This window comes from uncultured Propionibacterium sp. (genome assembly GCF_963539965.1).
Classification (GTDB): domain Bacteria; phylum Actinomycetota; class Actinomycetes; order Propionibacteriales; family Propionibacteriaceae; genus Propionibacterium.
On record NZ_CAUTOU010000022.1, the window covers coordinates 1 to 12,388 of the forward strand.

Annotated in this window: 11 protein-coding genes, 1 pseudogene and 1 riboswitch; of the genes and pseudogenes, 8 read left to right on the forward strand and 4 right to left on the reverse strand. The window is 69.2% G+C overall.

Going from position 1 to position 12,388, the window contains the following annotated elements:
* Window positions 1-89: 89 nt before the first annotated feature.
* Together R2N01_RS05545 and R2N01_RS05550 are read right to left on the reverse strand one after the other, a co-directional pair.
* Window positions 90-1,346: a hypothetical protein gene (locus R2N01_RS05545; RefSeq protein WP_316669289.1), complete on the reverse strand. Its 1,257-nt coding sequence runs from the start codon at window positions 1,344-1,346 to the stop codon at window positions 90-92.
* 386 nt (window positions 1,347-1,732) lie between these two features.
* The gene (locus R2N01_RS05550) at window positions 1,733-2,254 is read right to left on the reverse strand and encodes a hypothetical protein (protein ID WP_316669290.1); all 522 of its coding nucleotides are present in this window, start codon (window positions 2,252-2,254) and stop codon (window positions 1,733-1,735) included.
* 369 nt (window positions 2,255-2,623) lie between these two features.
* Window positions 2,624-2,742, forward strand: a riboswitch (cobalamin riboswitch).
* A gap of 76 nt (window positions 2,743-2,818) precedes the next feature.
* On the opposite strand from R2N01_RS05550, the gene R2N01_RS05555 reads away from it, so the two are divergent.
* The 6 genes and pseudogenes from R2N01_RS05555 to R2N01_RS05580 all read left to right on the forward strand — a co-directional run bounded on the left by R2N01_RS05555 (window position 2,819) and on the right by R2N01_RS05580 (window position 6,805).
* Window positions 2,819-3,868, forward strand: a complete 1,050-nt coding sequence (locus R2N01_RS05555) for an ABC transporter substrate-binding protein (RefSeq protein ID WP_316669292.1) — start codon at window positions 2,819-2,821, stop codon at window positions 3,866-3,868.
* Window positions 3,865-4,188 (forward strand): annotated as a pseudogene (locus R2N01_RS05560) (iron chelate uptake ABC transporter family permease subunit); the annotation flags it as partial. The gene R2N01_RS05555 and the pseudogene R2N01_RS05560, both read left to right, overlap by 4 nt.
* Before the next feature lie 104 nt (window positions 4,189-4,292).
* Window positions 4,293-4,892, forward strand: a complete 600-nt coding sequence (locus R2N01_RS05565) for an iron chelate uptake ABC transporter family permease subunit (protein WP_316669294.1) — start codon at window positions 4,293-4,295, stop codon at window positions 4,890-4,892.
* Entirely contained in the window at window positions 4,889-5,740 is an 852-nt protein-coding gene (locus tag R2N01_RS05570) for an ABC transporter ATP-binding protein (protein WP_316669296.1), read from the forward strand. The genes R2N01_RS05565 and R2N01_RS05570 overlap by 4 nt, the downstream gene beginning before the upstream one ends.
* Window positions 5,741-5,891: 151 nt before the next feature.
* Complete coding sequence (locus tag R2N01_RS05575) at window positions 5,892-6,389, forward strand: ImmA/IrrE family metallo-endopeptidase (RefSeq protein ID WP_316669297.1); 498 nt, start codon at window positions 5,892-5,894, stop codon at window positions 6,387-6,389.
* The gene (locus R2N01_RS05580; protein WP_316669298.1) at window positions 6,386-6,805 is read left to right on the forward strand and encodes a hypothetical protein; all 420 of its coding nucleotides are present in this window, start codon (window positions 6,386-6,388) and stop codon (window positions 6,803-6,805) included. The genes R2N01_RS05575 and R2N01_RS05580 overlap by 4 nt, the downstream gene beginning before the upstream one ends.
* A 70-nt stretch (window positions 6,806-6,875) precedes the next feature.
* On the opposite strand, the gene R2N01_RS05585 is transcribed toward R2N01_RS05580, so the two are convergent.
* Window positions 6,876-8,273, reverse strand: a complete 1,398-nt coding sequence (locus tag R2N01_RS05585) for a PLP-dependent aminotransferase family protein (protein ID WP_316669300.1) — start codon at window positions 8,271-8,273, stop codon at window positions 6,876-6,878.
* Between the two features lie 118 nt (window positions 8,274-8,391).
* Between R2N01_RS05585 and R2N01_RS05590 the strand changes: the two genes are divergently transcribed.
* Window positions 8,392-9,624 carry a Tm-1-like ATP-binding domain-containing protein gene (locus R2N01_RS05590; protein WP_316669303.1) on the forward strand — a complete coding sequence of 411 codons (1,233 nt, stop codon included), beginning with the start codon at window positions 8,392-8,394 and terminating at the stop codon, window positions 9,622-9,624.
* A gap of 10 nt (window positions 9,625-9,634) precedes the next feature.
* The gene (locus R2N01_RS05595; protein WP_316669304.1) at window positions 9,635-10,468 is read left to right on the forward strand and encodes a phosphoenolpyruvate hydrolase family protein; all 834 of its coding nucleotides are present in this window, start codon (window positions 9,635-9,637) and stop codon (window positions 10,466-10,468) included.
* Window positions 10,469-10,849: 381 nt separating this feature from the next.
* Here R2N01_RS05595 and R2N01_RS05600 read toward each other — a convergent pair whose 3' ends face one another.
* A complete protein-coding gene (locus tag R2N01_RS05600; protein ID WP_316669306.1) occupies window positions 10,850-11,197 on the reverse strand; it encodes a hypothetical protein in 348 nt (115 codons plus the stop codon).
* Window positions 11,198-12,388 lie beyond the last annotated feature (1,191 nt).

A 12,388-nucleotide genomic window follows, 5' to 3' on the forward strand; every position in this document is an offset into this window, starting at 1 on the left:
AGGCGTCGGCCGGCCGCCGGCGCGCGCCTCCCGGGGCTCATGGCCGCGGACCCGGCCGCCTGCACGGCGGGCGGGAGGTGCGGGCGGGCTCAGGCCGTCGCATTCGGCAGCCAGACGCTGGACCAGCCGATGAGCGGCTCGCCCCAGCCCGACGACGGGGTGTCGATCGAGATCGTCCCGACCCCGCCATTGGCCGCGCCGTTGGAGTAGATCATCCCGTTGCCCGCGTACATGGCCACATGCCCGAAAGGATTGCCGGCCGGGGTGCCGTCGTACCAGAGCAGGGCGCCCACGGGGATGTCCGAGGTGTCGTACTGCATCTGCCCGGCGGCCCGGATGGTCGCCGCCGCGTCCGCGGCGGAGTTCACCCCGGAGCTGGAGTACCCGTAGAAGGCGGCCACCAGGGCCAGGCACATGTTGCCGTAGTACATGTTCCCCTCGAGCGACTGGGCCGTGGCCACCGCCTGGTCGACGCTGTACGGCGCGATCTGGCCGGGCGCGATGTTCGTTGTCAGCCAGCTGGAACCGGCCGCGGTGCCGGAGCGGGTCGCGGCGGCCGCTGACTCGGCTGCGGCGGCAGCGGCGGCCTCGTCGCGGGCCTGGATCCGGGTGGCCAGCTCGCCGGCCTGGCTCTTCAACGCGTCATCGCTGACCACCGCCTGCTCGACGATGCCCTGGGCTGCGGCCAGGGCCGCCTGGTTGGCGTCGACCTTCTCCTGGACGGCCGCAGCGGCGTCGGCGGCTGCCTGGGAGGCGGTCTGGGCCTCGACGAGCCGGCTGACCGCCTCGTCGCGGGCGGCCCGGGCGTCATCCTCGGTCGACACCAGCGCGTCGCGCCTGGCCGAGAGCTCGTCGAGCGCGTTCTGGTAGGCGTCCACCCTGGCCTGGGTGGACGAGAGGGACTGGTTGGCCCACTGCACGCGGTTGCTGATCTGGCTGGTCGAACCGTTGCCGATCAGAAGGGCGATGCTCGTCAGGCCGGTGTTCTGCTGGGCGGTCTGGCTGGCCACCATGCCGATCTCCTGCTTGGCCGCGTCGACCTGCCCCTGGGCCGCGTCGACCTGCTCCTGGGCGGCCCGACGGTTGTCCTGGGCGGTGGTCAGGGCCGCTGATGCCGCGTCGGCCGCGCTCTGGGCGTCCTGCTGGGCCTGGTTCGCGGCGTCCGCGGTCTTCTGGGCGCTGGAGAGCTCGTCGCGCGAGGAGGTGAGGGCGCTCATCGCCGCGTCGAGCGCGGCGTAGCCGTCGGACACGCTGCCGGAGGAGCTGGTGATCTGGTCCTGGAGCGCGGCGTACTGGTCGTCGAGATCGTCGGCCCGGGCGTCGGCGGCACCCTGGGCCAGGAGCATGACGGACGCCACCGCGGCGCACAGCGCGACCCGCGCGGGAGGCCGCCGACGGCGCCCCGCGCGAGAAGCCGTTTTCGAGTGGAGGGGAAGGTCCCGATGCACGGTTCTCTGCTTTCTGTTGTCGTGACGGCGGCCCGGCCCGGTAGGGCCATGGGCGCACCTCCGCGGTAGCGGCGACCCGCCGCCCGCCCGCGGCCCTTCGGCTGCGCGACAGGGCGGTGAAGCCGGCACCTGCGGGACACGATAACTGCCGAGCCTGTGAAGACGAAACGATTCGCGCCGGGCGTGGCGGGTTACTGGGAGGTCCCGTCCGAGGACACGGGTGGGGACGCCCCTGGGCGCGCTGGCCGCTGCGGCCGAGGAGACCGGCCGCCGGAGCTTCGTGATCAGCAGGTCATCCGCGGCGCCCCGGCCGATCTCGGCGTGAACAGTCCATGCGGCTTCCCATATCCGTGGAGGGACAGGCGGCTGGAGACCTGGTGAGCGTCGCGGGACGACAGGGCGTCGGCCTCCTGGCTCAGATCGACCTTCCCATGCGCTCGCTGCCCGACCCAGGCGCGCACCTCGTGCCAGGCCCAGATCGGGCTCGTGATGAGGGCGAAGGGCGGGGGGAAGGACGTATCCCTCGTCCACTCGGACACCGTGGGGCGGCTCACGTCGCACCGGGTCGCGATGGCGGCGGCGTTGACCAGCGACGGGAGCAGTTCCTTGACGCTCACCCCGTGTTTCCGGAGCAGGGCGGCGAAGTCCAGCGCCTCGGACACGGCATCGGCCCGTGGCTCCAGGATGGTGCTGGCAGTGCAGTAGTTGGGCCCCCATGCGATGGCGATGCCCTCGGCCGCCAGTTCGTCGGCGAGGCCTTCGTCGATGGGGCCGATCAGGAACTCGAGTTCGAGGAGGTCAGTCATGTCAATGATCCGAATCGCTCAGCGGCAGTCCCGGGCGCTGCTCTCGCGGTAGCGCCAAGCTAGCACGGAAGCCCTAACAAGTGTTAGCGGATCAGGTGATCCGGGCACGACGTGCAATGCCTTCGCAGAGCCTGCTTGTCAAGCTCCCTGCCGGCCATCGGCGGCGCACCTCTCGGGAACGGATGCGACTGGCCGGCGGGGATGCACCGAGCGAGTCATGAGGTCTCCTTCCCGCTGCTCACACCAGTGGCTCTCCCCGACAGGAACCTGAAGTGGAGGATCGTCCCCGGCGCCCCGTCCCGTCTGAGACGGCGATGGGATATGGTGCTGGCGTCATCGAGTGCTCACGGGGCCGAGTGCCACGGGGCAGGGAATCCGGTGCGAGGCCGGAACTGACGCGCAGCGGTGTGGGTGACGCCGGATCGACGAGCCACTGGGAGCGATGCCCGGGAAGGACGGTTCGGCGGGTGAACCCGAGTCCGAAGACCGATCGGTGGCGCGCTCCGAGGTCGGGGCGCAGGACCGGGTGTCGCGTATCCACCCCGAACCTGAAGGAGTACCGCCATGGGGCGCAGTGTCCCGCATGCCATTCGTCTCGGCGCGGCCCTGAACTGCTGCGCGCTGATCGTCTCCGGCTGCTCGGGCTCGGGTGCGGGCTCGCCGGACTCCGGCGGCCCGGCCGCCGATTCCACCGGCTTCCCGTTGACCATCACCAACTGCGGCCACGAGCTGCACTTCGACGCCGCGCCCGAGCGCACGGTCTCGCTGAACCAGAGCTCCACCGAGATCCAGCTCTCGCTCGGGGTGGCGGATCAGATGGTCGGCACCGCCACCTGGACCGATCCGGTGCTGGGCAATCTGGAGGAGGCCAACGCCGAGGTCGAGCGGCTGGCCGACAACAATGCCCCGCTCGAGGCCGTGCTGGCCACCAGCCCCGATTTCGTCACGGCCTCGTTCCCCAGCACGCTCGACGACACCGGCTCGGGCTCCTACGACAGCTACGCCAAGCTCGGCGTGCCCGCCTATCTGGCACCCAACCAGTGCGAGAAGGGCGAGACCGGCACCGGCGACTCGGAGAAGTCCAAGCCGTTGGAGATGGGCGACATCTACCAGGAGATCAGCGACCTGGCCGCCATCCACGGCGTCCCCGACAAGGGCACCGAGCTCGTCGGCTCGCTGCGCGGCCGTCTCGATGCGGCCGTCGCCGCCGCCGACGGCGCCAAGCAGGTGAGCGCGGCCTTCTGGTTCGCCAACTCCGAGTCGCCCTACGTGGCCGGCGGCACCGGCGCCTCGCAGATGATCTCCGACGACCTGGAGGTGACCAACGTCTACTCCGGCGAGGCCAAGGAGTGGCCGCAGGTGGGCTGGGAGGACATGGCCGCCAAGAATCCCGATGTGCTCGTCATCGGCGATCTGACCCGCAAGTCCCAGACCGCCGAGACCGCGCAGGCCAAGATCGACTACCTGAAGAGCAATCCGGTCACCGCCCAGATGGACGCGGTGAGGAACGGGCGCTTCATCATCGTGGCCGGCGGCGACATGAACCCGTCGATCCGCAATGTCGATCTGGCCGAGAAGCTCGACGCCGGCCTGAAGCAGTACGGCCTGCGATGAGCCGGCGGCCCGTCTCCCGCGGGGGGCGTCTCAACGCGGGGCTCGTGACCGCCGTCGGCGTGGTACTGCTTCTCGTCTCGGTGGTGACGGCCATCACCTTCGGCCCCGCCGATCTCAACGTGGCTCAGGTGTGGTCGGTGCTGGCCGACGAGCTCCACCTGGCCGGCGACCCCGGGCTGACGAAACTGCAGGTGGCGATGATCTGGCAGCTGCGCCTGCCCAGGGTGCTGCTGGCCGCCGCCTGCGGGGCGTCGCTGAGCATCTGCGGCGTTGTCATGCAGTCGCTGCTGCGCAACCCACTGGCCGAGCCCTATCTGCTGGGCGTCTCCTCGGGCGCCTCGACGGGCGCGGTGATCGTCCTCGTGCTGGGCGTGGGCACGTCCCTGGGCCTGTCGGGCGGGGCGCGCTCGGGGCCTTCGCGCTCATGCTGGCCCTGGCCCGGCTGGCCGGTGGGACGGCCGACAAGATCATCCTCGCCGGCGTGGCCGTCACCCAGGGCTTCTCGGCGCTCACCTCGTTCATCATCATGGTCGGCGCCGACGCGAACACCACCCGCGGGGTGCTGTACTGGTTGATGGGCTCGCTCGCCAGCGCCTCGTGGACGGATGTGGCGCTCACCGCGGCGTCGCTGGCCGTCGTCCTGGTGCTCGGGCTCGGCATGGCCGGCTCTCTGGACGCCTTCACCTTCGGGGAGCGCCAAGCGGCCTTGCTCGGGGTGGCGGTGAGGCGCACCCGCGTGAGTCTGCTCGTGCTCACCGCGCTGCTGACGGCGGTCGTCGTGGCGTCCAGCGGCGCCATCGGTTTCGTCGGCCTGGTGCTGCCGCACATGGCCCGCATGCTCGTGGGGCCCCGTCACCGCGGCGTGCTGCCGGTCTCGGCGGTTCTCGGGGCGATCTTCCTGCTGTGGGCCGATACCATCGCCCGTTCGGCCTTCGCCCCGCTGGAGGTGCCGGTGGGCGTCATCACCGCGATGGTGGGCGTGCCCGTCTTCGCCACGCTGCTGGCCAGAAGGAGATCGCGATGAGGCTCGAGGCCAAGGGCGTCGGCTGGTCGGCCGGCGGCAGCGTCATCATCGACGGCATCGACGTGACGGCCGTGCCCGGCCACGTGCTGGGGCTGCTGGGGCCGAACGGGGCCGGCAAGTCGACCCTCATGAATGTGCTGGCGCGACTCGTCGAGCCCGACCGCGGCGAGCTGAGCCTGGACGGGCGCGACTACTCGCAGTGGGGCCGGCGCGAGATGGCGCGCACCCTGGTGGCAGTGCAGCAGCAGGCCACCACTGATCAGGACGTGCTCGTCGAGGACGTCATCGACCTTGGGCGCATCCCGCACCGGAGCCACTGGGCCGGGGTGAGCGGGCACGACCGCCGCGTCGTGCGCCGGGCCGCCCGCGCGACCAGGGTGGAGCACCTGCTGGAGCGCCACTGGTGGACCCTGTCGGGCGGCGAGCAGCAGCGCGTGCAGATCGCCCGGGCCTTCGCCCAGGAGGGCCGCATCATGCTGCTCGACGAGCCGACGAACCATCTGGACATCGCCCACCAGCTCGACGTGCTCGACCGGGTGCGGGCCACCGGGCTGACCGTCGTCGTCGCGCTGCACGACCTGAACCTGGCCGCCGCCTACTGCGACGAGGTGCTCGTGCTCGAGGGAGGGCGGGCCGTGCACTACGGGCCGCCGGCGCAGGTGCTGACGGCCGAGGTGGTGCGGGAGGTCTACAAGGTCGAGGTGCGGGTGCTGCACCCCGAGCCGGGCGGGCCCCCGCTGTTCCAGTACCTGCGTTCGGGTATCGCTCCGGCGGGGGAGAGCGCGAGCGGCGGCGAAACCCCTGGTGAGGAGGGTGAGAACAGCTGGGACACGGCCGGCAGATCTTGAGCCGATCGGTGGCTGCCCAGCCGCTGGTGCGCTGACGCAGGGTTCCCAGCCGTTTTTCGTTCTCGATCTGCTGGCTCGTGAGACTGATGGTGCCGGAGCGAAGAAGTGGCGGGGCTGCCATATAAGCTTGCCGTCAGAGGGAGGGGGTGCGATGATGCTCATCAAGGACAAGGCCCAGATCGATGCCGAGGCCGTCCGCCGCAAGTACTGGGACGGGACGTTCCCCGTCGACCCGATCATGATCGCCTCCAAGATGAAGACTCGCAGCTACTTGTCCCAGGGCATGGGTGACGACTCCGGCCTGATCATCAAGAAGAGGGGCGAGCGGCGCGCCGAGATCTACCTGAACGGCTTCGAGTCGAAGGCCCGTCAGCGCTTCACCTGCGCCCATGAGATCGGGCACCTGGTTGAGCGCCGGCAGAATGGCGACGACGAGTACTCGTTCACCGACAAGCGCAGCGGCCGAGCCGACAATCCGCATGAGTGGTACGCCGACCATTTCGCCGCGAACCTCCTCATGCCGCAGGCCGAGTTCGAGCGGATGGTCGAGGAGCGCGGCGCCGGCTTGGGCGAGCTCGTGGACCATTTCGGGGTCTCCCGCAGTGCCGTGATCACCCGGGCCCGGCTGCTGGGGGTGGGCATCGGGTGAGCGACGAGACCGACGGCGACGCCGAGAACGCTGCGGCAGGCTCTCCGCCGCCGCGAAAAGGACCTGCCTGGAACGACGTCTCGAAGGATCTTACCTGGGCGGACCTCGCGAACACTGATGTCCCGCTCGGCAGGAAGGACGCTCCGCAGGAGAGCGATCCCACCGATTCGCTCGACACGAAGGAGCGGGAGCAGGTTCTCACACTTCGGGAGAAGCTCTTCGACAGGGTGGACAAGCTCGTCACCGTCGCCTTGATCGGTGGATTCATCCTAATGGTCATCTACATGATCGTCAGGAGAGGAGACCTCGATTACCGGGTGGTCGTCGCGTGGTACTCCGGCGTGGCCGTCCAGACGATCGGGGTGTTGGCGGTGATCGCCAAGAATCTGTTCCCGGCAGACAGGGCCCGCCGGTGAGTCGGCGCCCGTGATGCGGGGATCTCATTATTCGATCCGCTGCGGGCCGGGGCGGCTCACAAGCACCGGGTCAGTCGGCGGACAGCTCCGCCATGGTCCGCAGCGCCCTGTCGAGCATCGCCCGGTCGCGGGCCACCGGCAGCCGCAGATGCGTCCTGTGGGAGCCGTGGGCCGAGAAGTTCGGCCCGGGCGAGAGAAGGACCCCCGCCCGCCTGGCCCGTTCGGCGAGGACGGTGACGTCCCGGCCGGTGTCGATCCACAGCGCCGCCCCGCCCCCGGTGCGCGGCCACGTCCAGCGGGGGAGGTGCTCGTGGACGAGCCCCTCGGCGACGGATCTGGTGTCCGAGAGCATCGCGGTCCGCTCGCGCCGTGCCTCGTCCGCGCGCTCGAGCAGACGGATGGCGATCAGCTGGTCGATGACCGAGGTGCTCAGGTCGACGATCTTGCGCGCCTCGAGGAGGGTGCGCACGCGGCGGCGCGACGTCCTGATCCATCCCACGCGGATCCCGCCCCAGAAGAGCTTCGACAGCGTCCCGATCGAGACGAGCCGGTCGTCCGGCAGGAGACCCGCGAGGGTCCGCCCGGGGCGTCCGTCGGGGGTGAGGTCGTAGGAGCAGCAGTCCTCGACGGCGAGAACGGGGCTCTCGGCGAGCATCGAGGCGAGCCTGCGGCGCCTGGCCGGGTCCGTCGCGAGCCCGGTGGGGTTGTGGACGCCGGTCTGGAGGTAGGCCAGCCCCGGGCCCCTCGACAGGGCCCGTCCGAGCAGGGGAAGGTCGATGCCATGACGCCCGAAGGGCACGCTCCTGATCCGGGCCCCCCGCGTCCGCAGGATCTCCAGCGCACCGCGATAGCTGGGGTCCTCGACGATCGCCTCGTCGCCGGCGGTCAGATAGGTGCTGACCACCAGCGATGTCGCGTGCTGGGCGCCATTGGTCACCATCACCTGGTCCGGCGCCGTCGCCATCCCGTCCAGGCTCAGCCGTTCCGCGATGGCCGTTCGCAGGGCGGGCAGCCCCGCCGGGAAGTAGCCGTTGGTGGGCAGGTAGTGGTGAAGGGTGTCGAACTGGGCCTGCCCCATCACCTCGCGGGCCACCGCGGAGGCCGGGAGCGCACCGCTCGACAGGTCGATCCTCCTGCGCGACTCGTCTGAGAAGGAGAACAGGCGCCCGGTCAGGTCCGCGCCCGGGGCACTCAGCTCGGCGCGCACCGTCGAGCCCGATCCCGTCCGGGTCAGCAGCCTCCCCCGCTGCTCGAGCAGCTCGTAGGCGCCCGTGACGGTGCCGCGCGAGACGCCCAGTTGCCGGGCGAGTCTGCGCTGGGAGGGCAGGGCGGTGCCCGCCGGGATCATGTTCGCATCGATGAGTTCGGCGATCCCGTCGGCGAGCGCCGTGGGCAGCGGCCCCTCGTCGTCGCGCCACGGTCCCAGCATGGCCGACAGCTCCGAGGCGGTGCGGTTGATGACTGCCATGGGCCCAGTCTCCGTCCCCGGCCCGCCAACGGTCCAATTGTTCCAAACCGGTCCATTGCGGCGGGCCCGGCCGTCCCTAGGGTCGTGCCCACGGTGCGGATCACGAAGGAGTGCGAACATGGCGGTCGTCCTGCTTGTGGGCACGCTCGACACCAAGGCCGAGGAGTACGCCTGGCTGCGCGCGCGGTTGCGCGAGCACGGCGTCGGGACGTGCATGATGGACGTGGGTTCCTTCTCGAGGAGCCCGCTGGCGGATGTCACCTCCGAGGAGGTGATCGTGGCGGCCGGGGAGGACCCCGAGGGGCTGAGGGCGGCCCACGACCGCGGGCGGTCGATGACGGCGATGTCGCGCGGAGCGGCGGCCCTCGCCCGCGGGATGGCCGAGGAGGGGCGCATCCAGGGCCTGCTCGGAGTGGGCGGCTCCGGCGGCAGCTCGGTCGTCGGGGCCGTGATGCAGGCCCTGCCGGTCGGCCTGCCCAAGCTGCTCATCTCGACGATGGCCTCGGGGGACGTGAGGCCCTACGTCGGCGACGTGGACGCCACGATCATGTACTCGGTGGTGGACATCGCCGGTGTCAACGGGGTCTCCGCGCCGATCCTCGGCAACGCGTGCGCCGGCATCGCCGCGATGGCCCGGGCCCACGAGCGGCGCCGGGGGCGGCCCGAGGGCCTCGGGAGGCGCCCGGTCGTGGCGATCACCATGTTCGGGCTCACCACGCCCGCCGCGGACGAGGCCCGCGAGCGCCTGAACGAGCTGGGCTACGAGGTGCTCGTCTTCCACGCGACGGGCGCCGGGGGCCGCGCCATGGAGAAGCTCGTCGAATCCGGCCTCGTGACGGGCGTCCTCGACCTGACGACCACCGAACTCGCCGACGACCTCGTCGGGGGCGTGCTCAGCGCCGGGCCCCGGCGCCTGGAGCGGGCGGGGGCCGTGGGCGTCCCCCAGGTCGTGAGCCTCGGGGCCCTGGACATGGTCAACTTCGGCCCCCGGGACACCGTCCCCGAGAAGTTCAGCGGCCGGACATTCCTCGTGCACAATCCGACGGTCACGCTCATGCGGACGACGCCCGACGAGATGGCCGAGCTCGGGCGCCGGATAGCCGCGAGACTCGCCGCGTCGAACGGCCCCGTCCGGCTCCACGTCCCGCTGCGCGGGGTCTCCGGCATCGACGTCGAAGGCGGTCCCTTCCGGGACGAGGCCGCCGACGAGCGTCTCTTCGAGGCCCTGCGCGAGGGGCTGGCGGGCAGCGGGGTCGTCGTGGTCGAGAGGGACCAGGCGATCAACGACCCGGGCTTCGGCCGGTCCATGGCCGAGGCCCTCCACGAACTCATCGAGAACCACGATCACTGAGGAGGAAGCAATGTCACGTCAAGAGATCCTGGAGGGCTTCCGGCGGCAGGTCGCCGCGGGCAGGCCCGTCATCGGCGGCGGCGCGGGCACCGGCATCACGGCCAAGTCGGCCGAGGCCGGTGGGATCGACCTGCTCGTCATCTACAACTCGGGGCGCTTCCGCATGGCCGGGCGCGGCTCCCTGTCCGGGCTGCTCGCCTACGGCGACGCCAACGCCATCGTCATGGAGATGGCCAACGAGGTGCTCCCCGTGGTCAGGCGCACACCGGTGCTGGCCGGCGTCAACGGCACCGACCCGTTCCGGCTCATGCCCCACTTCCTCAGGCAGGTCAAGGAGATCGGCTTCGCCGGCGTGCAGAACTTCCCGACCGTCGGCCTGATCGACGGGGTCTTCCGCGCGAACCTCGAGGAGACCGGCATGGGCTACGGCCACGAGGTCGACATGATCCGGACGGCCCGTGAGCTCGACCTCATCACCTCGCCGTACGTCTTCGACGAGGAGCAGGCCGCGGACATGGCCCGGGCCGGCGCCGACATCCTCGTGCCCCACATGGGCCTGACCACCTCGGGCACGATCGGCGCGAAGACGGCCATCACCCTCGAGGAGGCCGCGGTGAGGGTCCAGGCCCTGGCCGATGCGGCGCGCAGGGTCAACCCGGACATCCTCTGCCTGTGTCACGGCGGACCCATCGCCAATCCGGAGGACGCCCAGTACGTCCTCGACCACACCGAGGGCATCACCGGCTTCTACGGGGCCAGCTCGGTCGAGCGCTTCCCCGCCGAGATCGGCATCAGGGAGCAGACCGAGAGGTTCAAGGCGATCACCTTCGCGAGGAAGGGGTGAACGGCCCACGGGCCGGGGCGCGGCGGGGACGGGCGGTAGCAGACGATCGTTCCGGAGCTGAGCGTGCTGTCCCGGCCTTGACGATGTGAGCGATCGGGCGTCGGGTCGGCCCCGTCCGTGCAGTGCGGAGGACACTGCTGCCCCGCAGTCTCCGGGAACGGCGGGGCGGCATGCTCTTCCGCACCCGGTCCAACTGGTCGGTGAAGCGGAATGGACCCCGGACAAAGGTGAACGTTGGGTCGTGCTGGCTGGATCCGTGGAGGACGACGCCGCTCGGTCGATGGTCGCATGCCGTGATCGAGTCCCGTCGGACTTCACGTGAGATGGCCGGCACGCTCCAGTCAAGCTCGGAAGTAATCCAGCGCAACGACCAGCCAGTCCTCAACCTTCAACCTGCATGTCCCAATCATTGGTGTCAAGAAATTCGTGGCGGGCTCTCCGCCGCCGATCAGGCCGGTGGTGGCGCCGACGGCGCTGTCGCGTAGGACGGTGCCCCAGTCCACGGCGCCGTTGGAGGATTTCTGGATTCAGATGCTGCCGCCGGCGAGTGAGGGCGCCGGCCATCATGGCGGCGCCGATGGGCCCGCCGATGCCGGTGCACATGACCGCGACACCGACCCAGCCGGTCACCGCGCCGGCGGCGTTCTGCAGCATGTCGCTGGAGGCCTGCTGGTAGGCGCGCAGGTCGTCCTCTCTGTACGCCTCCCGTGGTGTCGATGTGGGCATCATCGCAGAGACGGTAGAACGCACGGAGAGGACCGTGCAGGAATGGCTGGCCGAGTGGCAGGCCACGCGGATGCGCTCGGTCCCGGCCGGCCGTGCGGGGAACCAGAACGCGGCGGAACCCGCCCGCGCCCAGAAGCAAGAACTCGAGGCTGTTCTCGCCCAGCCGTCCTCCTAGTCCGGTGTCCACGCCGAGTTCTGGGACGTCCCGGCGATACGTGATGCCGATCCATCTGCCGCCGTACGCGCCCGGCCACAACCCAGTCGAGCACGTCTGGAACGCGGCCAAGAACAACATCTTCAACGTCCAACACGAAACCTCCCGAAGAAACCTTCAGCGCGTCCGCCTCATACATCACCGGCCGCGCCTTCGACCACGACTTCGAACACCTCCCACCCCTTAAAACTGAAAACGATCTTGTTTCATGACAGCCATAGAAGTTATGTCCACAGCATTTACAGTTGAGAGTGTGACAAGGAATAAAGTCCTACAAGGAGCACATGAACATGGGATGTCATGAACGATAAGGTTTATTTACGGCCCAATGGATCAAGTTGTGGCTGGAGATTCCGTCTCCCGCTGAACCTTCTGTGAACTGTGAATAAATCTCAATCTTCTTGGCGTCCGGCTAGCTAGAGGCTTATTCATAGGGATTGGATCATGATCATCACCTCTAGCCACGACGCTATCCACAGACGCCGTGAATAAGCCTCCTGCCATCTTGTTATTTTTGACATGTTCTGTTGAGGCACGCCAAGGAGCTGCCGACACCTCGACCGTCCACCAACGACAACAACTCCTTGGCGCCCGTATTGAAATACGCTGTTCGAGCCGGTTCTCGACCAACATTCAGCAGGCCAAGAATCACCCACCAGATCTGTTATAACACGCAGATAATCATCGAAATCACCACATGTCATGACAGCCTGCGGCCGCTCCAACACCACTCGTTAGCAGCCTCGCAAATGCAGGAATCGAATAAGGGGCCACGATCGCACCAACCCCACCCGCGACGAGTCCAGTATATCCAGCCGCGCATGACCAAGCGTCCCGAGACGAAGCTGCTCCACCTGCATGTGCACGAGGTGTGCTGGCCTTCACTGAATCAATTTTCACCGTCGTCTCATCGATGTACGAAACAGCAACCGAGTGCTTCCTCCTCTTGTGTCGGTCAGCACCGGAGCGAGATCATGACG

Excerpts from the sequence above, each read along its gene's own strand:
- R2N01_RS05555 (WP_316669292.1), top strand. The coding sequence starts at position 2,819 with ATGGGGCGCAGTGTCCCGCATGCCATTCGTCTCGGCGCGGCCCTGAAC.
- R2N01_RS05570 (WP_316669296.1), top strand. The coding sequence starts at position 4,889 with ATGAGGCTCGAGGCCAAGGGCGTCGGCTGGTCGGCCGGCGGCAGCGTC.
- R2N01_RS05590 (WP_316669303.1), top strand. The coding sequence starts at position 8,392 with ATGGCGGTCGTCCTGCTTGTGGGCACGCTCGACACCAAGGCCGAGGAG.
- R2N01_RS05575 (WP_316669297.1), top strand. The coding sequence starts at position 5,892 with ATGATGCTCATCAAGGACAAGGCCCAGATCGATGCCGAGGCCGTCCGC.
- R2N01_RS05585 (WP_316669300.1), bottom strand. The coding sequence starts at position 8,273 with ATGGCAGTCATCAACCGCACCGCCTCGGAGCTGTCGGCCATGCTGGGA.
- R2N01_RS05600 (WP_316669306.1), bottom strand. The coding sequence starts at position 11,197 with ATGATGCCCACATCGACACCACGGGAGGCGTACAGAGAGGACGACCTG.
- R2N01_RS05565 (WP_316669294.1), top strand. The coding sequence starts at position 4,293 with ATGCTGGCCCTGGCCCGGCTGGCCGGTGGGACGGCCGACAAGATCATC.
- R2N01_RS05595 (WP_316669304.1), top strand. The coding sequence starts at position 9,635 with ATGTCACGTCAAGAGATCCTGGAGGGCTTCCGGCGGCAGGTCGCCGCG.
- R2N01_RS05550 (WP_316669290.1), bottom strand. The coding sequence starts at position 2,254 with ATGACTGACCTCCTCGAACTCGAGTTCCTGATCGGCCCCATCGACGAA.
- R2N01_RS05545 (WP_316669289.1), bottom strand. The coding sequence starts at position 1,346 with ATGCTCCTGGCCCAGGGTGCCGCCGACGCCCGGGCCGACGATCTCGAC.